At 71.0% G+C, this 22,532-nt stretch carries 23 protein-coding genes; 8 read left to right on the plus strand and 15 right to left on the minus strand.

Features of this window, described 5'->3' with window-relative positions; genetic code table 11:
* Positions 1-126: 126 nt before the first annotated feature.
* Positions 127-771: a TetR/AcrR family transcriptional regulator gene (locus ACZ7M3_RS00970; protein ID WP_054228952.1), complete on the minus strand. Its 645-nt coding sequence runs from the start codon at positions 769-771 to the stop codon at positions 127-129.
* 169 nt (positions 772-940) lie between these two features.
* Between ACZ7M3_RS00970 and ACZ7M3_RS00975 the strand changes: the two genes are divergently transcribed.
* A complete protein-coding gene (locus tag ACZ7M3_RS00975; RefSeq protein WP_217567310.1) occupies positions 941-2,170 on the plus strand; it encodes an acyl-CoA dehydrogenase family protein in 1,230 nt (409 codons plus the stop codon).
* 16 nt (positions 2,171-2,186) lie between these two features.
* Here ACZ7M3_RS00975 and ACZ7M3_RS00980 read toward each other — a convergent pair whose 3' ends face one another.
* The 3 genes from ACZ7M3_RS00980 to ACZ7M3_RS00990 are packed head-to-tail and all read right to left on the minus strand — an operon-like array spanning position 2,187 to position 5,001.
* Positions 2,187-2,708: a cupin domain-containing protein gene (locus ACZ7M3_RS00980; RefSeq protein WP_452968137.1), complete on the minus strand. Its 522-nt coding sequence runs from the start codon at positions 2,706-2,708 to the stop codon at positions 2,187-2,189.
* Between the two features lie 8 nt (positions 2,709-2,716).
* On the minus strand, positions 2,717-3,931 hold the full coding sequence (locus tag ACZ7M3_RS00985) for a cytochrome P450 (protein ID WP_472059850.1): 1,215 nt from the start codon (positions 3,929-3,931) through the stop codon (positions 2,717-2,719).
* A 5-nt stretch (positions 3,932-3,936) separates the two neighbouring features.
* A complete protein-coding gene (locus tag ACZ7M3_RS00990) occupies positions 3,937-5,001 on the minus strand; it encodes a type III polyketide synthase (protein ID WP_351306496.1) in 1,065 nt (354 codons plus the stop codon).
* A gap of 214 nt (positions 5,002-5,215) precedes the next feature.
* On the opposite strand from ACZ7M3_RS00990, the gene ACZ7M3_RS00995 reads away from it, so the two are divergent.
* The gene (locus ACZ7M3_RS00995; protein WP_472059851.1) at positions 5,216-5,524 is read left to right on the plus strand and encodes a hypothetical protein; all 309 of its coding nucleotides are present in this window, start codon (positions 5,216-5,218) and stop codon (positions 5,522-5,524) included.
* 207 nt (positions 5,525-5,731) lie between these two features.
* On the opposite strand, the gene ACZ7M3_RS01000 is transcribed toward ACZ7M3_RS00995, so the two are convergent.
* From ACZ7M3_RS01000 to ACZ7M3_RS01020, 5 genes are all read right to left on the minus strand, one after another.
* Positions 5,732-5,971, minus strand: a complete 240-nt coding sequence (locus tag ACZ7M3_RS01000) for a DUF6213 family protein (protein ID WP_168489781.1) — start codon at positions 5,969-5,971, stop codon at positions 5,732-5,734.
* 24 nt (positions 5,972-5,995) lie between these two features.
* Positions 5,996-7,390, minus strand: a complete 1,395-nt coding sequence (locus tag ACZ7M3_RS01005; RefSeq protein ID WP_472059852.1) for an NADP-dependent succinic semialdehyde dehydrogenase — start codon at positions 7,388-7,390, stop codon at positions 5,996-5,998.
* Positions 7,391-7,529: 139 nt separating this feature from the next.
* Entirely contained in the window at positions 7,530-7,994 is a 465-nt protein-coding gene (locus ACZ7M3_RS01010) for an NUDIX hydrolase (protein WP_472059853.1), read from the minus strand.
* Positions 7,991-9,529 (minus strand): ATP-dependent DNA ligase, encoded by a 1,539-nt coding sequence (locus tag ACZ7M3_RS01015; protein WP_472059854.1) that lies wholly within the window; start codon positions 9,527-9,529, stop codon positions 7,991-7,993. Before ACZ7M3_RS01015 ends, ACZ7M3_RS01010 begins: the two co-directional genes overlap by 4 nt.
* Before the next feature lie 56 nt (positions 9,530-9,585).
* Complete coding sequence (locus ACZ7M3_RS01020; RefSeq protein WP_472060974.1) at positions 9,586-10,524, minus strand: NAD(P)/FAD-dependent oxidoreductase; 939 nt, start codon at positions 10,522-10,524, stop codon at positions 9,586-9,588.
* A gap of 87 nt (positions 10,525-10,611) precedes the next feature.
* Between ACZ7M3_RS01020 and ACZ7M3_RS01025 the strand changes: the two genes are divergently transcribed.
* The 6 genes from ACZ7M3_RS01025 to ACZ7M3_RS01050 all read left to right on the plus strand — a co-directional run bounded on the left by ACZ7M3_RS01025 (position 10,612) and on the right by ACZ7M3_RS01050 (position 15,971).
* Positions 10,612-11,208 (plus strand): helix-turn-helix domain-containing protein, encoded by a 597-nt coding sequence (locus ACZ7M3_RS01025; protein WP_267061121.1) that lies wholly within the window; start codon positions 10,612-10,614, stop codon positions 11,206-11,208.
* Between the two features lie 94 nt (positions 11,209-11,302).
* Positions 11,303-12,280, plus strand: coding sequence for an NADPH:quinone oxidoreductase family protein (locus tag ACZ7M3_RS01030; RefSeq protein WP_351432653.1), 978 nt, complete (start codon positions 11,303-11,305; stop codon positions 12,278-12,280).
* Positions 12,277-13,458: an acyl-CoA dehydrogenase family protein gene (locus ACZ7M3_RS01035; RefSeq protein ID WP_355310319.1), complete on the plus strand. Its 1,182-nt coding sequence runs from the start codon at positions 12,277-12,279 to the stop codon at positions 13,456-13,458. Before ACZ7M3_RS01030 ends, ACZ7M3_RS01035 begins: the two co-directional genes overlap by 4 nt.
* Before the next feature lie 2 nt (positions 13,459-13,460).
* Positions 13,461-14,567 carry an acyl-CoA dehydrogenase family protein gene (locus ACZ7M3_RS01040; RefSeq protein ID WP_472060976.1) on the plus strand — a complete coding sequence of 369 codons (1,107 nt, stop codon included), beginning with the start codon at positions 13,461-13,463 and terminating at the stop codon, positions 14,565-14,567.
* Positions 14,568-14,742: 175 nt separating this feature from the next.
* A complete protein-coding gene (locus ACZ7M3_RS01045; RefSeq protein WP_472059855.1) occupies positions 14,743-15,600 on the plus strand; it encodes a phosphatidylinositol-specific phospholipase C/glycerophosphodiester phosphodiesterase family protein in 858 nt (285 codons plus the stop codon).
* 176 nt (positions 15,601-15,776) lie between these two features.
* Entirely contained in the window at positions 15,777-15,971 is a 195-nt protein-coding gene (locus ACZ7M3_RS01050) for a hypothetical protein (protein ID WP_054228939.1), read from the plus strand.
* A gap of 18 nt (positions 15,972-15,989) precedes the next feature.
* On the opposite strand, the gene ACZ7M3_RS01055 is transcribed toward ACZ7M3_RS01050, so the two are convergent.
* From ACZ7M3_RS01055 to ACZ7M3_RS01080, 6 genes are all read right to left on the minus strand, one after another.
* A complete protein-coding gene (locus ACZ7M3_RS01055) occupies positions 15,990-17,264 on the minus strand; it encodes a phosphodiester glycosidase family protein (RefSeq protein ID WP_472059856.1) in 1,275 nt (424 codons plus the stop codon).
* Between the two features lie 75 nt (positions 17,265-17,339).
* A complete protein-coding gene (locus ACZ7M3_RS01060) occupies positions 17,340-17,714 on the minus strand; it encodes a DUF779 domain-containing protein (protein WP_351306476.1) in 375 nt (124 codons plus the stop codon).
* Between the two features lie 178 nt (positions 17,715-17,892).
* A complete protein-coding gene (locus ACZ7M3_RS01065; RefSeq protein WP_472059857.1) occupies positions 17,893-19,605 on the minus strand; it encodes a protein kinase domain-containing protein in 1,713 nt (570 codons plus the stop codon).
* Positions 19,606-19,683: 78 nt separating this feature from the next.
* Positions 19,684-21,102 (minus strand): DHA2 family efflux MFS transporter permease subunit, encoded by a 1,419-nt coding sequence (locus ACZ7M3_RS01070; RefSeq protein ID WP_472059858.1) that lies wholly within the window; start codon positions 21,100-21,102, stop codon positions 19,684-19,686.
* A gap of 20 nt (positions 21,103-21,122) precedes the next feature.
* Positions 21,123-21,932 carry an alpha/beta fold hydrolase gene (locus ACZ7M3_RS01075; RefSeq protein ID WP_472059859.1) on the minus strand — a complete coding sequence of 270 codons (810 nt, stop codon included), beginning with the start codon at positions 21,930-21,932 and terminating at the stop codon, positions 21,123-21,125.
* Positions 21,933-21,984: 52 nt separating this feature from the next.
* Positions 21,985-22,443 (minus strand): cupin domain-containing protein, encoded by a 459-nt coding sequence (locus ACZ7M3_RS01080; protein ID WP_067378616.1) that lies wholly within the window; start codon positions 22,441-22,443, stop codon positions 21,985-21,987.
* Positions 22,444-22,532 lie beyond the last annotated feature (89 nt).

Consider the following 22,532-nt stretch of genomic DNA (forward strand, 5'->3'; position numbering starts at 1 on the left):
CCCCGGAGGGGGGGGAGGGGGGGGCGGACGGTTGGGGGGTGGGCGGGAGGTTCCCCCCAACCGAAAGGCAGGGGGCCCGGCCCCCCGCGCGCTCAGCCGAAGACAACTCGCAGCCGACACCCGACCTCAGAACCCAGGACCCCCGACACGATCGCCGGCCGCGGCCAGCCGGCCCCACAACAGGTCGGCCAGACTCCGTACCAACTCGGCCCGTGAGCAGGGCTGCTCACCGAGCCACCAGTCCCCGGCGGCATGCATCATGCCGACGATCCCGTGCCCCCACACCCGCGCCAGTTGCTGACTGCCCGGTCCGAGATCCACCCGTTCCTCGATGACCTCGGCCAACTCCTCGCCCATGCGGCGCAGCAGCGGCGCGGAGTGCTTGCCCAGGTCGAAGCCCTGGTCGGCGGACGAGGCGCCCTCCGTGGGGTGCATCAGGAAGCGGTAGACCTGAGGGTGCGCCTCGATGGCCGCGAGATACGTGTCGAGCGTGGCCTCCACCCGCTCCCGGCGCTCCGCGGGCGCGTCCAGCGCGGCCCGCAGCGCTCCGAGGAGGGCGTCGGTGTGCCGCTTGGCCAGGGCCGCGTAGAGTCCACCCTTGTCGCCGAAGTGGCGGTACAGGATCGGCTTGGTGATGCCCGCCTCGGCGGCGATGGCGTTCATCGAGGCCCCGGGGCCGTCGCGGAGCACCACTCTGTCGGCGGCCTCCAGCAGCTCGCGCCGGCGGCGGTCGGCGGACCTCTGCTGATCGGTTCGCTGTGTGGTGTCCATGATCTCTCCCCACCCGTGGTGATTCGGTGACGCCTGCGCAAAGTAACACTCATCGGCCCATGCGTATCGAACGGGCTGCCGAGCGGAACGTGGGAGTTGACTTTTACTACTGATCAGTAACAGACTCCAGTTACCGCAAGTAACACTTTAGTGCAGTGCTGGAGGGGACATGGCCGAGTTCACCATGGAGCTCAACGACGAACAGAGGGAGGTCCGCGACTGGCTCCACGGGTTCGCCGCCGATGTGATCCGCCCCGCGGCCGCCGAGTGGGACGAGCGCGAGGAGACTCCCTGGCCGGTCATCCAGGAGGCCGCGAAGGTCGGCATCTACTCCCTGGACTTCTACGCCCAGCAGTACTTCGACCCGACCGGTCTCGGTATACCCATGGCCATGGAGGAGCTGTTCTGGGGCGACGCGGGCATCGCCCTGTCGATCGTCGGCACCGGCCTCGCCGCCGTGGGCGTCCTCGCCAACGGCACCGAGGAGCAGATCGGCACCTGGATCCCCCAGATGTACGGCGACGCGGGCGATGTCAAGGTCGCGGCCTTCTGCTCCTCCGAGCCCGACGCCGGCTCCGACGTCGCCTCGATGCGCACGCGTGCCGTCTATGACGAGGCCAAGGACGAGTGGGTGCTCAACGGCACCAAGACCTGGGCGACCAACGGTGGTATCGCCAATGTCCATGTCGTCGTCGCGGTCGTCGACCCGGACCTCGGTTCCAAGGGGCACGCCTCCTTCATCGTGCCGCCGAACACGCCGGGCCTCTCCCAGGGTCAGAAGTTCAAGAAGCACGGCATTCGTGCCTCGCACACCGCCGAGGTCGTCCTCGACAACGTTCGCATCCCCGGTTCCTGCCTGCTCGGCGGCAAGGCGAAGCTGGACGAACGCCTGGCCCGCGCCCGGGAGCGCGCGAAGGCGGGTGGCGGCGAGCGGGTGAAGAACGCCGCGATGGCCACGTTCGAGGCGTCGCGTCCGGCCGTCGGGGCCATGGCGGTGGGCACGGCCCGCGCCGCGTACGAGGTCGCCCTCGACTATGCGATGACGCGTGAGCAGTTCGGGCGTCCGATCATCGACAATCAGGGTGTCGCGTTCCAGCTCGCCGACATGCGTACGTCGATCGATGCCGCGCGTCTGCTGGTGTGGCGGGCTTCGTGGATGGCGATCAACGGGAAGCCGTTCACCGCGGCCGAGGGGTCGATGTCCAAGCTGTTCGCCAGTGAGACGGCGAAGAAGGTCACCGGTCAGGCGATCCAGATCCTGGGTGGAAATGGCTACACCCGCGAGTATCCGGTGGAGCGAATGCATCGGGATGCGGCCATTTACACCATTTTCGAGGGTACGAGTGAGATCCAGCGGCTGGTGATCGCGCGGACGCTTTCCGGGATGCCGATTCGGTAGCGGTTGCGCGCTGCCCTCACCGGAGTTTCAGAGGGGTGAGCTGCTCGATGTCGTACCTCGCCCTCAGTTCCTCGATGGCCGCGTGGTCCGGCGGACCCCCGTCCCTCAGGATCTCGAGCAGCTCCTCGAAGTAGCGCTCGTGGTCCGGGGGCGGGGAGGCCTGGAAGAACATCTTCGCCTGGTTCTCGGTGGGGTTGGAGAAGGCGTGGGGACAGCCCGGGGGCACGACGATGACCGTGCCCGGGGTTGCCCGTACCGCCCGGTTGCCCGAACTCGACTCCCACTTCTGCCAGTTGTCGGGGGTCCGGATCCGGGGCTCGAAGGCGAGCACGTCCAGCTCGCCTTCGAGCACGTAGAACAGCTCCTCGCTGCGCGTGTGCACATGGGCGCCCACGTCGAACCCGGGCGGTACCAGCACCTCGAAGGTGGACGCGGTGCGCGAGTGCGAGCCGGTCACCTTGAACGTCACGTGCTGGGCGGGGGTCTGCACGATCCGGCCGTGACCCGGTGGTACGAGGAGTCCTTCGGTCATGGTCATCGGGTCGCTCACCACATCACGGGCAGAGCTTCGGGGCCACGGATCAACGCGCCTTTCCTGAACGGGACCTGGCTTGGGGGGACGGCGAGCCGCAGCCCCGGCAGCCGGTCCACCAGCGCGTCGACCAGGAGTTCCGACTCCAGCCTGGCCAGCATCCCGCCCGGGCAGTAGTGCGGGCCGAAGCCGAACGCCACGTGCGGATTGGGGCTGCGGTCGAAGTCGATGTGCTCCGGGTCCGGGAAGACCTCCGGGTCGCGGTTGGCGGCCAGGTACGAGACGTAGATCGGATCGCCGGCCCGGATCAGCACGCCCCCGATCTCGACGTCCTCCCTCGCGATCCGCGACAGGCCGACCATGTTGCGGTGCGGGATGTAGCGCAGCAGCTCGTCGATGGCCTGGGGGCGGATCCGAGGGTCGGAGCGCAGCCGGTCGGCCAGCGCCGGGCGGGTCATGAGCAGGTAGAGCATCTGCCCGCAGTTGTTCGTGACCGCCTCGCCGCCGATCTGGAGGAGGACGGCGAGTCCGACGGCCTCCTCCAGATCGATCTCGTCCCGGCCCACGGCGGCGCCCAGCAGCGAGGTGACGTCCTCGTCCCTGCTGTCGTTCCGGGCGCCGATGAGCTTCCTGAAGTAGGCGCCCATCTCGTCCTTGGCCTTCTCGCTGACCTCGGCGCCGTGCGCGGAGGACAGGATCAGCTGCGCCCAGGTGTGCATGCCCCGCCGGTCGTCGGGCGGGACGCCCATCAGTTCGCAGATGACCGCGATGGGGAAGGGGGTGAGGATCGCCTCGGTGAGATCGGCGGGCGGTCCGACCCGCAGCAGCTCGTCGACCATCTCGTCGAGCGTGCGCCGGGCCTTGCCGCGGACCCGTTCCACCCCGCGTGCCGTGAAGGCCGCGGCCACCGAGCGGCGCAGCCGGGTGTGGTCGGGCGGGTCCAGGAAGCCCACCGCGCCGCGGGCCGGGATGAAGTGCGGGGCGAGCCGGGTGACCGGCTGGTCCATGACCGCCTCGCGGCCGAACCGTGGGTCGTTGGCGACCATGCGCACATCGTCGTGGCGGGTCACCAGCCAGGCCCAGCCCTCGCCGTTGGGCAGCTGGACCCGGGTGACCGGTCCTTCGCGCATCAGCTCGGTCAGGACCGGGTCGAAATCCACGCCCTTCAGGTCGAGGGCGGGCCAGTGCCGGACAGGCGGCAGTGGCCCGGGCATCGTCTTCTCGGTCATTCCGTTCACACCGTCTCGTTGCTGCTGTCGCGCCAGCGGCCCAGAGCCATTTCCGCGGTGATGCCGGGGCCGAAGCCCGCGAGCAGTCCGCGCGCGGCATGCTCGGCGCCGCCCTCGTCGAACAGCCGGCGCAGCGCGTCCAGGACGACGGCGCTGGCGATGTTCCCGTACTCGGTGAGGGTGGCCCGGCTGAACCGGAAGGCCTCCGGCGGGACCTCGAGGAACTTGCTGAGGTCGTCGAGGATCCTGGGGCCGCCCGCGTGGATGATGTAGAAGTCCAGGTCGGAGGCGTCCCAGTCGTGCTGTCGCGCGAGGGCGTGGAGGGCGGGGGCGAGTGGTTCCATCGTCCCGGGAACCCTCTTGTCCAGCAGGAAGTGGAAGCCCGTGGCGCGGACGTCATACATGATCCAGTCCTCGGTCTTCGGGACCAGGTAGGAGCCGTTGCGCTCCAGGTGGACGCCGGTGCCGCCGTTGCCGCGGACGACGGCGGCGGCGATGCCGTCGCCGAACAGGCCGTTGCAGAGCAGCGAGCCGACGCTGAGATCGGTCGGCTGATAGCAGAGCGAGCAGAACTCGCAGGCCACGATCAGCGCGTTGGCGTCGGGGTACGCCGTGCAGAAATCATGGGCCCGGTTGATCGCGGCGCCGCCTGCCGCGCAGCCCAGCTGGGCTATGGGTATCTGTCGGGTGTCGCTGCTGAAGTCCATCGAGTTGATCAGCCAGGCCGTGAGCGAGGGCATCATGAACCCGGTGCACGAGACGTAGATGATCATGTCGATGTCGGTGGTGAGCAGCTCGGCGTCATCCAGCGCCCGCTGTATGACGGCGGGGACGCGGGCCTTGGCCTCACTCTCGTAGACCTTGTTGCGTTCTTCGAAGCCCGGGTGTTTCAGCGTCTCCGCGATGGGCTGCACGATGTGCCTGGTTTGGACACCGGTGTTCTCGATCAGTCGGAGTGCCAACGGCAGCTGTGGGTGGTCCTCGTGACGGGAGCGAGCCAGCTCCAGCGTCTCCTCCATCGTGATCACGTATTCCGGCACGGAGACCGAAGGTCTGCACAAAGTCGCCATGACGCGCGCCTTCTTTCGCCTTCCGGGGAACTCTCGTCCCCCGGCGGAAGAGTGGTTCACCCAGCGGGGGTGGTTCACCCACCGGGGTGGTCCACCCACGATCACCCGGAAGCGTGGGGATCTCTCGTCGGGTTACTCCATTCCGGGGATTCTTGGGAGGGCGTAGAAGGGCGAGGGAAGAGGCCCCGGGACGGCCGAACCCAAGGCGTACGCCATGGTGCGCACGGCCAGGGAACGGCTGGAGGACGCCACGGGGAAGCTCGCCCCGGACCCCCACGCCAACCGGCTGTTGCCCCTCATCGCCCGGGGCGCGGCCCAGCGCTCCACGCTCGCCGTCCTGGCCCTCGAACGGCGCCACGTGCGGGCCGCGGACCGTCGTGCGTTCCTGCATCTGGCCGAGCGTCCGGACGTCGAGCCGCAGAGCACCGCCTTCTTCGTCATGCTCGCGGACTGTCGAACGGTTGTCCGGCGCCCAATCCTTCAGTGTGGAGAGGAGGGGCATCCTGACCGGGTGGCCTGGTGAGGGGCGGTGTCGCTGCTAGCGTCGGCTTGTCGGGCAGCGGAATCGCCGGGCCTACCGCCGGACGGGCGGGAAGCGACGCCTGTGGAGGCCCCTGTAAGACCAGCTCCCGTAGAGGGGAGGGCGAGGGCGTCAAGAGGCGAAGTTCTGGCAGACACTCTCGGAACTCGACCACCGACTGGGGCCGGTCCAACTCACGTGGGACCGGCCCTAGTCGGTGGACGCGCCGCTGCTGTGCGCGATGCAGGCCACGTCGATGCGGTCGGCGAGCTTGGCGAGTTCGATGGTCAGTGTCGCCACCGTGTCCTCGTCGAGTCCGTCCTGGCCGGCCTCCACCAGGTGCAGCCACCGGCCGCCCACCGTGCGCAGCAGTTTGCTGACGTCGGCGGCCGCCACCTGCAACGTGCCGCGGTCGTCGACGATCAGAGGCAGGGTCACTTCGCGGTTCACAGGGGGATCGTAGCTGCGGAACGCTTACGCTCCGTGCCATACGGTGGTGATGTTGCAGAACTCGCGGATTCCGTGTCCCGACAGTTCACGCCCGTAGCCGGACCGCTTGACCCCGCCGAACGGGAACGCCGGGTGGGAGGCGGTCATCCCGTTGAAGAACACGCCGCCCGCCTCCAGGTCGCGTACGAACCGGTCCGCTTCGGCTTCGTCGGTCGTCCAGACATTCGAACTCAGCCCGAACGGCGTGTCGTTCGCGAGCGCCACCGCCTCGTCGAGATCGGCGGCGCGGTAGAGCGTGGCGACCGGCCCGAAGGTCTCCTCCTGGTGGACGCGCATCTCGGGGGTGATGTCGGTGAGGATGGTCGGCGCGTAGTACCAGCCGTGCTCCGTGAAGCCTTCGGGGCGCTCGCCGCCGCAGAGCACGGTCGCGCCGCTCTCCACCGCGTCGTCGACGAGTTCCTCCAGGTCACCGCGGCCCTGTTCGGTGGAGAGCGGGCCGATGTCGGTGTCCTCGTCCAGCGGATCGCCGACCTTCAGCGCCTTCATGCCCGCCGTGAAGCGCTCGGCGAAGGCGTCGAACACGTCCGTGTGCACGATGAACCGCTTGGCGGCGATGCACGACTGCCCGTTGTTCTGCACCCGGGCCGTCACCGCGGTCCTCGCCGCCCGGTCCACGTCGGCGGACGGCATGACGACGAACGGGTCGCTGCCGCCCAGCTCCAGCACCGTCTTCTTGACCTCGTCCCCGGCGACCGAGGCCACCGCGCGCCCAGCCGGTTCGCTCCCGGTCAGCGTCGCCGCCTTCACCCGGGGGTCGCGCAGGATGCCCTCCACGGCGCCCGAGCCGATCAGCAGCGTCTGGAAGCAGCCCTCGGGGAAGCCCGCCCGGCGGAACAGGTCCTCCAGGTAGAGGGCGGTCTGCGGCACGTTCGAGGCGTGCTTGAGCAGGCCGACGTTGCCCGCCATCAGGGCGGGCGCGGCGAACCGGACCACCTGCCAGAGCGGGAAGTTCCACGGCATGACGGCCAGCACCGGGCCCAGCGGCCGGTAGCGCACCAGGACGCGGGAGGCGCCGGAGTCCTTGACGTCGAAGTCGGCGGGCTCCTCGTCGGCGAGCAGCTCCTCGGCGTGGTCGGCGTACCAGCGCATCGACTTCGCGCACTTGGCGGCCTCCGCGCGGGCCTGCTTGACGGGCTTGCCCATCTCCGTGGTCATCACCCGGCCGATGTCGTCCCGTTCCTCGTCGAGGAGGTCGGCTGCCCTGTGCAGCAGCCGTGCACGCTCGGCGAAGGACGTGGTGCGATAGTCGCGGAACGTGCTCTCGGCCGTGGCGAGCCTGCGCTCGATCTCCTCGGCGCCGAGCGCGTCGTACGTCTTGAGCGTCTCGCCGTTCGCCGGGTTCACCGTCGCGATGGGCATGGCCGACCTCCTGAAGCGGGCTGTTCTTCGAGCGGGCTGTGCTGGAACCCGAAGCGGGCTGTTCTCGACACGTCTCTGTAAGCGGGCTGTTTTCCGACCCTCCCGCGCGGCGCGGTGCGACGCAACGCGGAGGGCGCTCTCAGTCCGAGTGCTCCGCCAGCCGCTCGAGAAACGCCGCCTGCGCTGGCACGATCAGCTCCCCGGCCCGGTCCAGGCCGAACCATTCCACCCGGTCCAGCTCGGGAAACTCCTGGCGCCGCCCCGACTTCGGCGGCCACTCCATCTCGAACGTGCCCGGGACCACGGTCGCCGGGTCGAGGTCCGCCTCGATCGCCCAGGCCGTGACGACCTTGCCGTTCTTCTGCTCGACCTCGCCGAGCGGGACGGCCTCGCCGTCGGGCGGCGGCAGCCCCAGTTCCTCCTGGAACTCCCGGCGCGCCGCGTCCCAGGCGGTCTCGTCGGGCTCGTACTCGCCCTTGGGCACGGTCCACGCCCCGGCGTCCCGCCGCGCGAAGAAGGGGCCGCCCATGTGACCGAGCAGCACCTCCGGGCCGTCGTCGGTGCGCCGGTACAACAGCAGTCCCGCACTGCGCTTCCCCTTCACGGGGCCACCTCCGGGTGTGCGGCGAGCAGGGTCTCGACCGTGTCGGCCTCGGCGGGCGTCTTGTCCTCCCGGTAGCGCACCACGCGGGCGAACCGGAGGGTGACCCCGGCCGGGTAGCGGGTGGACTTCTGCAGACCGTCGTAGGCGATCTCCACGACGAGTTCGGGCCGTACGGTCACCACGTGGCCGCTGTCCTCGACGGCGAGCTCCTGGAGGCGCTCGGTCTGCCAGGCCAGCATCGCGTCCGTCATGCCCTTGAAGGTCTTGCCGAGCATCGCGAAGGAGCCGTCCGCGGCGCGGGCCCCGACGTGCAGGTTGGAGAGCTTGCCGGTGCGCCGCCCGTGGCCCCACTCGGCCGCCAGGACCACCAGGTCGAGGGTGTGCACGGGCTTGACCTTCAGCCACGACGCCCCGCGCCGGCCCGCGCTGTAGGGGGCGTCCAGGGCCTTCACCACCACGCCTTCGTGGCCGCGCTCCAGTGTCTCGGCGAGGAACCGTTCCGCCGTCGGGATGTCCTCGGGCCCGTGGGCGAGGGCGCGCCGCACCCGCATCGGCTCGGGCACCAGCCGCGCCAGCTCCGCGTGCCGTTCGGCGAACGACAGATCCAGCAGATCCCGCCCGTCGACCGACAGCGCGTCGAAGAAGACGGGGGAGACCGGCACGCTCTTCGCGGCCGTGGCCACATCCACCCGCGAGCCCACCCGCCCGGCCGTCTCCTGGAAGGAGCGCGGCCGCCCGTCCCCGTCCAGCGCGATGACCTCGCCGTCCAGGATGAATCGGGTGCCCTTCAACTCCATCGCGATGGAGGTGAGTTCGGGCAGCCGGGCGGTGATGTCGTCGAGGGTGCGGGTGTAGATCCGTACGTCGTCGCCCTCGCGGTGCAGCTGTACGCGGATGCCGTCGAGCTTCTCCTCGACGGCACACGCGCCCAGCTTCGCCACGGCCTCGGACACGGACGTGGCGCTGTGCGCGAGCATGGGCAGCACCGGGCGGCCCACCGTGAGCCGGAAGTCGTCCAGGGCCCCCGGGCCGTCCGTCAGCAGCGCCTGCGCCACCGTCTGCAGCGATCCGGCGAGCATCACCGCCCGCCGTACGCCCGCGGCGGGCGCGCCGGTCGCCTCGGCGAGCCCCTCGACCGCGACCGCGTCCAGCGCGCCCTGCCGCACCTCGCCGGTGAGCAGCCCGAACAGGAACCGCTGCTCGTCCTCGGTGGCCGCCGCCCGCAGCTCGTCCATCAGCCGCCTGCGCTCCGCCTGCGAGCCGGCGCCCGTGACCGCGCCGACCTCCGTCAGCCGGGCGTCCACGTCCCGCACCGTGAGCGAGGGCTCGGGCGCGGGCGGCACCGGCCCGCTCAGCAGCTTCCAGCCGATGCCGAGCCGCCCCTGTGGGAGACGACCCGCCAGATACGGGATCACGATCGGCACGTCGTCCGCGTCGGCGTCCCGGAACAGCTCGGCGAGCAGGGCGGTCTTCCGGGACCGCGCCGAGGTGGCGGCGACCTCCCGGGACACATGGGCGAGCCGGGCGAGCAGCATGGAGCCATGGTGCTACGGAGGGGCGCCGTCCACACCCGGGCGGTTCAGCTCCAGGGTCAGGACCTGTCCTGGGCGGCGTCGAGGTCGGCGAAGAGCAGCTCGCCGTTGAGCGTGGCCGCCGCCCGGTAGCCCGCGCCCGCGGCGTTCACGACCTGCTCGGCGAAGCCCACCGAGTTGCCCGCCGCCCAGACGCCGGGCACGGTCGTCAGGCCCGTCTCGTCGACCACCGGGTACGTGTCGAACGGGGTCTCGCGCAGCTCGGCGCCCAGCCGCTCGAACAGGTCGTTGCGGGGGACCGCGCGCGGCGCCACGAAGAGCGTCGAGCGGTCGTGGACGGTGCCGTCCGTGAGCCGGACCCCCGTGAGCCGGTCGCCCTCGACGACGAGCCCCGCGACCTCACCGGGCACCACGACGACCCCGGCGGCGGCGAGCCGACGCGTGTCGTCGGCCGTCAGCTCCTCCTCGGCGACCGTGTGCAGGAAGAGGGTGACGTCCTTCGACCACTGGGAGACCATCAGCGCCTGGTGGACGCTCATCGGCGTGGCGGCCAGCACCCCGAAGGACTTGTCGCGGACCTCCCAGCCGTGGCAGTACGGGCAGTGCAGCACGTCCCGCCCGAAGCGCTCGGCGACCCCTGTGACCGTCGGGAGCTCGTCCGCCAGCCCGGTGGCGAGGATCAGCCGCCGCGCGTACACGGTCCGTCCGGCCGTGAGCGTCACGACGAACTCGCCGCTGTCCTGCCGGGACACGTCCACCGCCCGGTCCCGGACCAGCTCGACGCCGTACCGCGCGATCTCCTCGCGCCCCGCGGCGAGGAACTCCGCGGGCGGCATGCCGTCCCGGGTCAGATAGCCCTGCAGATGCGCCGCGGGCGCGTTGCGCGGCTCGCCCGCGTCGACGACGAGCGTGCGGCGCCGGGCCCGGCCGAGGACCAGTGCGGCGGACAGGCCGGCCGCGCCGCCTCCGACGACGACGGCCTCGTACCTCTCGGTCATGTCGGTCATGGTGACCACCTCCACCGCAGACGGTCGCCCGACCGGTGCCGCATTGACAAATGGCTTTGCCGAATCTGCAATATGGGCATGAGCAAGGGCATGGATGACGAGGCAGGGACGGACGAGGTGCTGGCCGAGGTCGGGCCGAGGCTGCGGCGCATCCGCAAGGAGCGGGGCGCGACACTCGCCGGTCTTTCCGAGGCGACCGGCATCTCCGTGAGCACGCTGTCGCGGCTGGAGTCGGGGCTGCGCAAGCCCAGTCTGGAGCTCCTGCTGCCGATCGCCCGGGCTCACGAGGTGCCGCTGGACGAGCTGGTCGGCGCGCCCCCGGTGCGCGACCCGCGGGTACGCGCCCAGCCGATCGTGCGCGGCGGCCGCACCCACTGGCCGCTCACCCGGCAGCCCGGCGGACTCCAGGCGTACAAGGTGCTCGAACCGCAGCGCAAGCTCGAGCCGGAACCCCGGACCCACGAGGGCTATGAGTGGCTGTACGTGATGTCGGGGCGGCTCAGGCTCGTGCTGGCCGACCACGACGTGGTGCTCGGTCCGGGGGAGGCCGCCGAGTTCGACACGCGGGTGCCGCACTGGTTCGGGTCGACGGGGGAGGGGCCCGTGGAGTTCCTGAGCCTGTTCGGGCCACAGGGGGAGCGGATGCATGTGAGGGCGCGTCCGGCCCGCTCGTGAGGGCGTGACGCACCTGACTGTTCCCTGATCGGCAAGCGACCGCTTAGTATGCGGTCGAGCCCGGTCAGACAGAGCAGTCCCGTGGAGGCCCCGCATGCAGGCATGGCAAGTACACCAGCTCGGCGAACCGAGCCAGGTGATGCAGCTCCAGGACGTGGAGCGACCGGTGCCCGGTGAGGGGCAGGTCCTGCTCAAGGTGCGCGCGGCGAACATCAACTTCCCGGACGTGCTGATGTGCCGCGGGCACTACCAGGTCAGGCCGCCACTGCCGTTCACGCCCGGTGTGGAGATCTGCGGCGAGACCGAGGACGGACGCCGCGTGCTGGCCAACCCCGCGCTGCCGCACGGCGGATTCGCCGAGTACGCCGTCGCGGACGCCGCCGCCCTGCTGCCCGCGCCCGACACCCTCGACGACGCCGAGGCGGCCGCCCTGCACATCGGCTACCAGACGGGGTGGTTCGGTCTGCACCGCCGGGCCCGTCTCGAAGCCGGCGAGACGCTGCTCGTCCACGCCGCCGCCGGAGGGGTCGGCAGCGCGGCCGTGCAGCTGGGCAAGGCCGCGGGCGCCACCGTCATCGGCGTGGTCGGCGGGGCCGACAAGGTGGCCGTGGCGCGTGAGCTGGGCTGCGACGTCGTCATCGACCGGCGTACCCAGGACGTCATCGCCGCCGTGAAGGAAGCCACCGGCGGCCGCGGCGCCGACGTGATCTACGACCCCGTCGGCGGTGAGGCGTACACCCAGTCCACCAAGGTCGTCGCCTTCGAGGGCCGGATCGTCGTCGTGGGCTTCGCCAGCGGCTCGATCCCCAGCCCGGCGCTCAACCACGCCCTGGTGAAGAACTACGCGATCCTCGGCCTGCACTGGGGTCTGTACGGCACCAAGAACCCCAAGCTGATCCAGCACTGCCACGAGCAGCTCACCGAGCTGGCCGCGCGCGGCGCCATCAAGCCGCTGGTCAGCGAGCGCGTGCCGCTGGGCGGCGGTGCGGCCGCCGTGCAGCGGGTCGGCGACGGTGTCACCACCGGCCGGGTCGTCGTGGTGCCCTCTCTCGAGAACGGAGCAGCCGCATGACCGACGCAGCCGAACTGCGCACCCGTACGAAGGAGTTGCTGGCGGCGCACCCGCCCGCGACCACGGACCGCCTCGACTTCCTCAAGGCCCGTTTCGACGCCGGACTCGCCTGGGTGCACTACCCCGAGGGCCTCGGCGGGCTCGGCGCCCCGCGCACCCTCCAGGCCGTCGTGGACGCCGAACTGGAGGCCGCCGGCGCCCCCGACAACGACCCGCGGCGCATCGGCATCGGCCTCGGCATGGCCGCGCCGACCATCCTCGGCTTCGGCACCGAGGAGCAGAAGCGGGACTTCCTCAGGCCGTTGTGGGTCGGCGAGGAGGTCTGGTGCCAGCTCTTCAGCGAGCCCGGCGCCGGGTCCGACCTGGCCGCGCTCGGTACGCGTGCCGTCCGGGAGGGCGACACCTGGGTGGTCAACGGGCAGAAGGTGTGGACGTCCAGCGCCCACCTCGCCCGCTGGGCCATCCTCATCGCCCGCACCGACCCGGACGTGCCCAAGCACCGCGGCATCACGTACTTCATCTGCGACATGACCGACCCCGGCGTCGAGGTACGGCCGCTGCGCCAGATCACCGGCGAGGCCGAGTTCAACGAGGTCTTCCTCACCGACGTCCGCATTCCCGACGCGCACCGGTTGGGTGAGGTCGGCGACGGCTGGCGGGTCGCGCAGACCACGCTCATGAACGAGCGCGTCTCCATCGGCGGTATGCGCATCCCCCGCGAGGGCGGCATGATCGGCCCGGTCTCCAGGACCTGGCGCGAGCGTCCCGAACTGCGTACCCACGATCTGCACCAGCGGCTGCTGAAGCTGTGGGTGGAGGCCGAGGTCGCCCGGCTCTCCGGCGAGCGGCTGCGTCAGCAGCTCGCCCTGGGCCAGCCCGGCCACGAGGGCTCCGGGATGAAGCTCGGATTCGCCCGCCTCAACCAGGAGATCAGCGGCCTGGAGGTCGAACTCCTCGGCGAGGAAGGCCTGCTGTACGACGACTGGACGATGCGCCGACCGGAACTGGTCGACTTCACCGGCCGCGACGCCGGCTACCGCTATCTGCGCTCCAAGGGCAACAGCATCGAGGGCGGGACCAGCGAGGTCCTGCTGAACATCGTCGCCGAACGCGTGCTGGGCCTGCCGTCCGAGCCGCGCACCGACAAGGACGTCGCGTGGAAGGACCTGACCCGATGATGATGACGACGACACAGAGCACCCAGCCCGATCTGCTGTACTCCGAGGAGGAAGAGGCGCTGCGCGCCGCCGTCCGCGACCTCCTCACCGACCACTGCGACGCGGCGGGCGTCATCACCCGCACCGAGACGGACACCCCGCACGACCCCGAGCTGTGGAAGGCGCTCTCGGACGGGATGGGCCTGGCGGGCCTGCTCGTACCCGAGTCGCTGGGCGGCCAGGGCGCCACCCACCGTGAAGTCGCCGTGGTGCTGGAGGAGCTGGGGCGTGCGGTCGCGCCGGTGCCGTATCTGACCAGCGCCGTCGTCGCCACCGAGGCGCTGCTGGCCTGCGAGGGCGAGGAGGCCGCCGGGCTGCTGACGGCGCTGGCGTCGGGCCGGACGATCGGCGCGCTCGCCGTCGCGCTGTCCGTGGCACCCGGCGGCGCCCACAAGACCGTACGGAACGAGGACGGTGTTCTGCACGGGGAGCTGACGGGGATCGCGGACGCGGCGGTGGCCGACGTGCTGCTGGTTCCGGCGGACGACGGCGGGCTGTACGCGGTGGACGCGGCCGCCGTGACGGTCACCCCGCAGGTGTCCCTCGACCTCACCCGGCCGCTCGCCACGGTCACCTTCGACGGGGTGCGGGCACGTCGCCTCGGCGCCGCCGAACCCGCCGTACGACGAGCCCTGCGCAGCGGCGCAGGACTGCTCGCCTCCGAGCAACTCGGCCTCGCCGACTGGTGCTTGACCGAGACGGTCCGCTACCTCAAGGATCGCAAGCAGTTCAACCGGCCCGTCGGCGGATTCCAGGCGCTCAAGCACCGGCTCGCGCAGCTGTGGCTGGAGGTCGTCAACACGCGTGCCGCCGCCCGCGGTGCCGCCGACGCGCTCGCGACCGGCAGCGCGGACACCGACGTGTCGGTCGCCGTCGCCCAGGCGTACGCGGCGCCCGTCGCCGTCCACACCGCCGAGGAGGCCCTCCAACTGCACGGGGGCATCGGGATGACCTGGGAGCACCCGGTTCACCTCTTTCTGAAGCGGGCCAAGGCGGACTCGATCGCGTACGGCACGGCGGGAGCCCACCGCACGGCGCTGGCCGAACTGGTGGACCTGCAAGCCCCCTGACGTACCTCTGCCAGAGGCCCGCCCCACCAGGGGCGGGCCTCTCGGCGTGCGCACCGCGGGTGAAGTGAACGGACAGCGGCAGTCCGGCCAACTCCCCTCACCTCAAGGTTTGTCGGTCCCCCGAGGACCGCATACTCGCTGAGGTCCGTAGCGCACCCCTCAAGGGAGGCAGAGCATGGCCCTCACCACCCGTCGCAGAGCCCTCACCACCCTCGGCGCCGCCCTAGCGGGCTCGGTCGCCCTGCCCGCCTCGCGAGCACTGGCGGGGGAGGAGAAGCACCACACGCGCCCCCTGTGGCGTGCCCACGCGCACAACGACTACGAGCACCCGCGACCCCTGTTCGACGCCCTCGACCACCGCTTCGGCAGCGTCGAGGCCGACATCTACCTCGTCGGCGACCAACTCCTCGTCGCCCACGACCCGGTCGACCTCGACCCGACCCGCACCCTCGAATCCCTCTACCTCGCCCCGCTCGCCGCCCGTGTGAAGGCCAACCACGGCTCGGTCTACCGGGGATACCGGAGGCCCCTGCAACTCCTCATCGACATCAAGACCGAGGGCTCGTCGACGTACCTCGAACTCGACCGCCATCTGAGCCGCTACCCGCACCTGTTCACCACCTACGCGCACGGCCGGGTGCGCCCGGGGCCGATCACCGCGGTGATCTCCGGCGACCGTGCCGCCCGTACGCCCATGGAGGCGCAGAACGTGCGGCGTGCCTTCTACGACGGCAGGCTCACCGACCTCGGCAGCGCGGCCCCCGCCTCCTTCATCCCGCTGATCTCGGACAACTGGACGCTCAACTTCACCTGGCTGGGTGACGGCCCGTTCCCCGACGCCGAGCGTGCGAAGCTGCGCGGCATCATCGCGGCGGCCCACCGGCGCCACCAGAAGGTGCGGTTCTGGGCCACGCCCGACCTGGCGGGCCCGGCGCGCGAGGCCCTGTGGGGCGAAGTACTGGCCGCCGACCTCGACTACTTCAACACCGACGACCTCGCCGGGCTCGAAGCCTTCCTCGACGCGCACGAGTAGACGCGGGCGCGTAAGACGCACGCGAGTGGACGCGCACGATCAGGTGCACGCGCTGGTGTGCGAGCGGGCGTAGACACCACACGTTCGGAGGACACGTCAGCCGCCCGGACGAACCCTCCGCTACGCGACACTTGCGGCCGAAAGCCGCGGTGTCGACGTGGCGGAGGAGGTTGACGATGGCCATTTCCATCTCTGTGGTGGTACTGCTCCTGATCCTCGCGGTGGTCTTCCTGCGCAACGGCGCGCTGAAACCCTCGCACGCGGTGGTCTGCGTACTGCTCGGCTTCTATCTGTCGACCACCAGCATGGCGCCGACCATTCAGAACGGGCTCACCGCGACGGCGGACATCGTGAGCAGCCTGCGCCCCTGATGTTCGGCTTCAGGTGTGTCAGCTGTGTGAGAACACCCCGATGCCGTTGGGGACCGGGCGTTCGGCGCCGCCGGAGGGGTGGTTGAGGACGCTCACCGCGCCCGCTCCCGGCATCCGCGCCACCATGGTCGTGGAGCCGCCGCCGTCCAGACCGAACGCGTCGACGGAGCCCAACGACCGCATGGTGTGCGCCACTTCGGCGACGGTCAGTCCGCCGCGGTAGGCGGCCGCGCCGTCGAGGGCGAGCAGAAGCAGGCGCCGCCCCTTGTTCGCGATGCCCACGGCGGTCCGTACGGCCGAGGTGGTGTTGTTCAGACCGGGCAGCGGCTGCCCGTGGGTGAGGACCGGATAGCCGCCGATGGCGAAGCGGTACCGGATCCGGGTGCCGGCCGCGACGAGCCAGTGCTGAATGCGGACCGCCTGCCCCTTCGCCAGCTCGCGCAACTGCTGCGCGCCCGCCTCGCGCCCCACCAGCACGGTGGTGCCGGACGCGATGGGACCGCCGCCGGGTGTGGTGGCCGTCGACACGACCCGGCCGCGGCGGACCGTCACCTCGTAGGTGTCCGCGCTGCAGGGCGCGGCGCGGTCGATGTCGGTGCCGCAGACGGCCCGCTTGCGGGAGACACCGCCCCAGGCCGAGGTGAACGCGCCGATGGAACCCTGCGGCAGCGCGTACTGGTTGAGCCCACCGAGCGCCCACCGCCCACGGGAGCTGCGCACGGAACCGTCGAGGGCCAGACTGTCCAGCCGGCCCCGGCCGTCCAGGCCCACGCCGAGCACGTTCTTCGTGGTCGTGCCGGGCGGGAGGGCGGGGCCGAAGCGCTGACCGTCCGGGACCGCCGCCTTCAGAGCGCGGCCGTTCGCGATCGCAGGACCCACGGTCGCGCCCGTGACCTCGACCCCAGGATGCTGGGCCTCGGAGATGTCGAAGAAGTCACCGTTGACGCCGGCGACGGCGCCCTGCGCCGCGGCCATCCGGGAGACGGCCGCCCGGGAGGCCACGGCCGCGGAGTGAAGGAGATCGACGCGCACATGACGGTTGCTCAGATCAACGCTCAGTACGTGTGCGCGCGCCACGCCCTGGGCGGCCGGGAGGTCGAACTCCCTGTACGTGATGCCCGGGGCGACGGCCTTGCCGACGAGGGCCTTCGCGTCCTCGACCGTCCCGTTCCAGGTGCGGGCGCCTTCCACACCGCTGGCCGGTGCCGCCCCCACCAGGGCCGCACCGGCCAGCGCGCTCCATGCCGTGAGAACCGTCAGTGCTGTTCTGAGTCGTCCGTCGCGAGGTGTCACGGTGCCCCCTGAGGTCTCGTCAACTGTCCATGGACTCAGGGGGATTGCAGCAGACCGCGACGACCTCCGCGGGGCCTAGGCGTCTACGACGCGGGAACGGATGAGAAAACGCACTCCTTCGGGTGCTTCCAGGGAGAAACCGCTGCCGCGGCCCGGCACGACGTCGACGATCAGTCGTGTGTGGCTCCACAGCTCGTACTGGCTCTTCGACATCCAGAACGTCACCGGCTCGTCGAGCCCCTCGACGTCCAACTCGGCGAGCAGCACGTCGGAGCCGCCGGTGCGGAACTCGCCCTCCGGGTAACACATGGGCGCACTGCCGTCGCAGCAGCCGCCGGACTGGTGGAACATCAACGGTCCGTGGACCGCCCGCAGCCGCCGCAGCAACTCGGCGGCCGAGGGCGTCAGCTCCACGCGCGGGGCGGCGTCCGTCGTCTCCTGCTGGTCCATGGCGTGTCCCTGCCTTGATGCGCGGAAACGGATGCCACCGTTTCGCGCGAGGGTCGGTCGGTCCGGCCCAGTCAACTCCCGGCTTGGTTGCAGACAGGTTGCATGACGGCGGGAGGGAGCGACCAGGTGGCAGGGCGAGGGGGAGAGCCATGTGCGCTCGGTGCGCGCCGGCCGCCCGTCAAGGTTGGTGTGTGACGCTCACCTCTACGGTCAGCGTGCCTCTGTTGTCCTCGGAGCAGGACCCGGCGGCGTCGTTGATCCCCAATTGCAGGGGGCCGTTCTGAGCTGCCCGGAAGGCCAGTTTCCGCCCGACGGAGTGGACGGGGGCGTCCTGACTGTCGGAGAGGCGTGCCAGCAGGGTGCCGAACGGCGCCGCCGGCTTGATCTTGCAGCCCTTCGCCCCGTCCAGTGACTGGTCCGTGAGCGCGTCGTAGCCGGTCGGCCCGGTCACGGGTTTGTTCCGGTAGTCGACCGTCCATTCCCCGGAAACGAACCGTACGGTGACCCGGTCTCCCTGCTGGACGGTCAGTCCGGTCACCGACTGCCAGCCGGTCGTCGACCGGACGACCTGACTGACGGTCGCCGTCGTGGGGTCCTTCTTGAGCGGCAGTACCCCGGTGAGGAAGAGACCGCCGCCGACGCCCGCCGCCAGCACCGCCGTACCGGCCAGTGCCCACCACAGCCGCTTCGGGCCCCTCGGGTGGGACGACTGCCGGGGCGCGGGCTCGAGCGACGTGGTGTGCCGGGCCGTCGGTACGGGTTCCCCGGCCGGGACGAGTCGCCCCTGGCCGCTGGTCACGGTGTCCGCGTCGGTCACCGCGGCTGAAGGCTGGAACACGCGCACGGTCGGTGACGGCAGTGGCCCGGCGTCCGCCTCTCCCGCCGCGACGCGTCGCAGCGCGGAACGCGCGGTGGCCGCCGAAGGGCGCTCGTCGGGGGACTTGCGCAGCAGCGCCTCGACGAGCGGGCGCAGTGGGCCGAGCCGCTCCGACAGGACGGCTTCCTCGTACGCCACCGCGTGCAGCGTCGCGGGCCGTGCCGGTCTGCGGAACGGGGACTGCCCGCCGCAGACCGTGGCGAGGGTCGCGCCCAGGGACCACAGGTCGGAGGCCGGGCCGACCGGCGATCCCATCACCCGCTCGGGTGCCATGTACTCGAGGGAGCCGATCAGTTCACCGGTGGTCGTCAGGAACTCGCCGTCGTCCAGGGCCGCGATACCGAAGTCGGTGAGGACGGCGTTGCCGTCGCGGCGCAGCAGGACGTTGGCGGGCTTGACGTCACGGTGCAGGGTGCCGGCCGTGTGCACGGCCTCCAGCGCGTCGAGCAGTTGCACACCCAGGGCGGCGGTGTGCTGCGGCGTGAGCGGCCCGCTCGCGGCGATCCGGTGGGCCAGCGAGGGCCCCTCGACGAGTTCCATGACGATCCACAGCCGGTCCTCGGACTCGACCAGGTCGTGGACACCCACCACATGGGGATGCGACACCCGGGCGACCGCGCGCGCCTCACGGACCGCGCGGCGTACCCGTACGCGCTGCTCCTCGTCGCCCTGGGTGAGGATGTGCAGTTCCTTGGCTGCGACCGGGCGGTCCAGCAGCTGGTCGTGGGCGCGCCAGACCGTGCCCATCCCGCCTCTGCCGAGAACGTCGTGAAGCAGATACCGACCGGCGATCAGCCGCCCCGAGCCTCGTTCCGAACGCGTCGCCGCCTGGTGATCGCCATCTCCGGGTATCACGCGCTCTCTCACGTTTCCTTCCCGGTGGACTGGGCGCCCGCCGGCCGTCGTTCGATCAGTCGTCGTTCGTTCGCTCGTTGTTCGGGGCTGAGCATAGCGGAGCGTATCGTGGCGATATGCCGTCAACTCGCGTGCGATGACCGGCTTTTGGCGGCCCATGCTCTTCGGGGCCCGACTGCCTCTCCGTCGGGGCCGCGGCGGGAAGGCCGCTGACCGTGATGGTCCGTGCAGGGGGTGTCAACGGGCGTCCAGGAGATCGCGCGGTACGCGGACGCGTTCGGACGGATCGTCACCTGCGGCCGTGCGGGCTGCCCAGGGTCCGGTGGTCAGGATGCCCAGGGCGAGGATGGCCAGACCGCAGCCGGCGATGATCCACCAGGCGGCCGGGCGTGCCCCGGCGGCGATCACTGCGCCGGTCACCGCGATGCCGAGCGCGGCGCCGACCTGACGGCTGGTCGCGGCGAGCGCGGCGGCCACCCCGGCCTGGGCGCGCGGCAGGCCCGAGACCGCGGTGTGGGTGATGGGCGCGTTGACGAAGCCGAAGCCCAGTCCGAACAGTGCGTACGCCGCGTAGAGCAGGATGTCCGAGCGGTCGGTGGATCGGGTGGCGGGGACGGCCAACAGGCCGCCGACGGTGATGCCGGCTCCGGCGAGCAGCAGCGGGACGCGCGGGCCGCGGCTGCCCACGATCCGCCCGGCCAGGGGCGGGCACACCAGTGACAGCACCGCCATCGGCAGCAGGTGCACTCCGGTGCTCAGGGCGCTCAGCCCCCGCACCTGTTGCAGGTAGAGGGTGTTGGCGAACAGGAAGCCGCCGAGCGCGGTGAAGGCGCACACCGCCGTCACCGTCGCCCCGGTGAAGGGCGCGCTGCGGAAGAGGCGCGGGTCGACCAGAGGTTCGTCGCGTCTCTTCTCGTAGGGGATGAAGGCGGCCAGCGCGCCGGCCGCGGTGATCAGGCAGATCACGATGGCGGGGGAGGTCCAGCCCCGGCCCGGTGCCTCGATGATGGCGTACGTCAGGGTGCCGAGCGCGGTGATCACCAGCAGTTGGCCCACCGGGTCCACCCTGCGGGGCCGTGGCGCGCGTGACTCGGGGACGAACAGGCTGGTGAGCAGGAGCGCGGCCAGCCCGATCGGCGCGTTCAGCCAGAACACCGACCGCCACCCGGCCGTCTGGACCAGTACGCCGCCGAGGATCGGCCCGGCCGCCATACTGATGCCCACCACCCCGCCCCACACGCCGATGGCCCTTGCCCGCTCCCGCGGCCCGGGGAAGGCGCCCGCGAGGATGGCCATGGCGACCGGGGTGAGCATGCAGCCGCCCACCGCCTGTGCCATGCGGAACACGATCAGCCAGTCCAGCGACGGTGCCAGGCTGCACAGCGCCGATCCGCCGGTGAACAACACGAGCCCGAGGAGGAAGACGCGCCGTCTCCCGACGCGGTCGGCCGTGGAGCCGGCCAGGATGAGCAGCGAGGCCAGCACGATGGTGTAGGCGTCGAGGGTCCACTGCAGGCCCGACATGGAGCTGTGCAGGTCTTCCTGTATCGAGGGCAGGGCGATGTTGAGGATGGTGGTGTCGAGGCTGACCAGGAGCACGCTCAGGCAGCAGACGGCCAGGACCAACGCGGGTCTGCTGCGGTCGGGTCGAGACACGTCGGCTCCTCGTTCCTGGGTCAGTGCCGCGGCCGGTCGGTGGTGTGGGCCTCGGCGAAGTCCCAGAGCACCGGGAGGAACTGCTCGGGCGTCTCGGTCTGGGGCATGTGGCCGGTGCCTTCCAGCAGAAGGAACTCCGCGTCGGGGATGGCCTGCGCGTACGCGTGTCCGTAGTCGGCGTCCACGACCTGGTCGCTTGCGCCCCATACGACCAGGGTCGGGTGGCTGATCTTGGCGAGGCGGTCGGGAAGGGTGGAGTCGGCCATGGCGTGCGGGCCCGAATAGAGCTGCAGGGTGGCACGGTTGACGGCCATGACCGCGCGCTGCGCCTCGGTCAGCTTGCTGGGATCGAAGCGGAACTTCGAGGGGTCGTGGAAGGAGAGACGGGACAGCTCGACGGGCGTCAGGGAGAAGGTGTCGGCTATCGGGTGGCCGGGGACGGGGATGCCGACGGCGTTGACGAGGGTGACGCTACTGATCCGAGGGCTGCCCAGGGCCGCGAGTTCGGCGGCGATCCAGCCGCCGATCGAGTTGCCGACAACGGCGACGTCCCGCAGGTCGAGTACGTCGAGCAGTTGGGCGTAGACCTGGGCCAGGGTCGTGACGTCGGCCAGCCACTCAGGGCGGGCAGTGCCGTCGAAACCGGGGTGCACGGGGGTGAACACCCTGGCCGGACGCTGCTCGGCCAGCAGGCCGGCGAACGGGGTGACGGTCCCCGGGCCGCCGCCTCCGTGCAGCAGCAGGAAGGGGCGCCCCTCCTGCCCGAAGAGGTCGACGGTGACGTCGAGAGTGCCCTGGTCGAGCGTGAGCGTGTGGGTGCTGCGGGTCATTCGGTGCTCCTCAGATGGGCTGTGTCGAGAGGGAAGAGGGTTGCTCTCACGCTCACGCGAAGTCGGTCGCGGGGACGGTGGCGTAGCGGCTCATCACCGCGACGGTCGACTCCGGGGTCAGTTCCTGGCCACCCGCGATCATGTTCCGCAGGTCGCGGAAGTACTGGACGTACAGGTCGGGGGTGAAGGTGTTGAGCATCACCGCGGGCGTGTCGCCGAGGTTGGCGAAGGTGTGCGGGGCGCCGGGCGGAATCATGGCGAGCGTGCCGGCCGGGGCCACGTGGGTCGTCTCCCCGATGGTGAAGTGCACGGTGCCGGAGACGACGTAGAAGCCCTCGTCGTGCTGGGCGTGACGGTGCTGGGGCGGGCCCTGGGTGTGCGGGGCGATGGTGATCTCTCCGATTCCGAGGCGGTGCCCGGTGGTGCTGCCGTCCTCGAGGATGCGCATCTGCGTGGGGCCCAGCTGGATGGTCTCGCCGTCGTCCGGGCCGACCACGGAAACCGTGCTCATTGCTGCTCCTTCGTGAGAGTTGACTCTCATGAGGTTAGGGGAGTCGGATAGCATAATGCAAGTCAACTCTCACGACGAGGGAGGGCTGC

It is taken from the genome of Streptomyces sp. NPDC111656, from assembly GCF_055656965.1.

Coding starts and splice junctions, on each gene's coding strand:
- ACZ7M3_RS01050 (WP_054228939.1), top strand. CDS start 15,777: ATGGCCATTTCCATCTCTGTGGTGGTACTGCTCCTGATCCTCGCGGTG.
- ACZ7M3_RS01020 (WP_472060974.1), bottom strand. CDS start 10,524: ATGACCGAGAGGTACGAGGCCGTCGTCGTCGGAGGCGGCGCGGCCGGC.
- ACZ7M3_RS01030 (WP_351432653.1), top strand. CDS start 11,303: ATGCAGGCATGGCAAGTACACCAGCTCGGCGAACCGAGCCAGGTGATG.
- ACZ7M3_RS01015 (WP_472059854.1), bottom strand. CDS start 9,529: ATGCTGCTCGCCCGGCTCGCCCATGTGTCCCGGGAGGTCGCCGCCACC.
- ACZ7M3_RS01025 (WP_267061121.1), top strand. CDS start 10,612: ATGAGCAAGGGCATGGATGACGAGGCAGGGACGGACGAGGTGCTGGCC.
- ACZ7M3_RS01005 (WP_472059852.1), bottom strand. CDS start 7,390: ATGCCCATCGCGACGGTGAACCCGGCGAACGGCGAGACGCTCAAGACG.
- ACZ7M3_RS00985 (WP_472059850.1), bottom strand. CDS start 3,931: ATGACCGAGAAGACGATGCCCGGGCCACTGCCGCCTGTCCGGCACTGG.
- ACZ7M3_RS00980 (WP_452968137.1), bottom strand. CDS start 2,708: ATGACCATGACCGAAGGACTCCTCGTACCACCGGGTCACGGCCGGATC.
- ACZ7M3_RS00975 (WP_217567310.1), top strand. CDS start 941: ATGGCCGAGTTCACCATGGAGCTCAACGACGAACAGAGGGAGGTCCGC.
- ACZ7M3_RS01080 (WP_067378616.1), bottom strand. CDS start 22,443: ATGAGCACGGTTTCCGTGGTCGGCCCGGACGACGGCGAGACCATCCAG.
- ACZ7M3_RS01075 (WP_472059859.1), bottom strand. CDS start 21,932: ATGACCCGCAGCACCCACACGCTCACGCTCGACCAGGGCACTCTCGAC.
- ACZ7M3_RS00995 (WP_472059851.1), top strand. CDS start 5,216: ATGGTGCGCACGGCCAGGGAACGGCTGGAGGACGCCACGGGGAAGCTC.
- ACZ7M3_RS01040 (WP_472060976.1), top strand. CDS start 13,461: ATGACGACGACACAGAGCACCCAGCCCGATCTGCTGTACTCCGAGGAG.
- ACZ7M3_RS01065 (WP_472059857.1), bottom strand. CDS start 19,605: ATGGGCCGCCAAAAGCCGGTCATCGCACGCGAGTTGACGGCATATCGC.
- ACZ7M3_RS01060 (WP_351306476.1), bottom strand. CDS start 17,714: ATGGACCAGCAGGAGACGACGGACGCCGCCCCGCGCGTGGAGCTGACG.
- ACZ7M3_RS01045 (WP_472059855.1), top strand. CDS start 14,743: ATGGCCCTCACCACCCGTCGCAGAGCCCTCACCACCCTCGGCGCCGCC.
- ACZ7M3_RS00970 (WP_054228952.1), bottom strand. CDS start 771: ATGGACACCACACAGCGAACCGATCAGCAGAGGTCCGCCGACCGCCGC.
- ACZ7M3_RS00990 (WP_351306496.1), bottom strand. CDS start 5,001: ATGGCGACTTTGTGCAGACCTTCGGTCTCCGTGCCGGAATACGTGATC.
- ACZ7M3_RS01035 (WP_355310319.1), top strand. CDS start 12,277: ATGACCGACGCAGCCGAACTGCGCACCCGTACGAAGGAGTTGCTGGCG.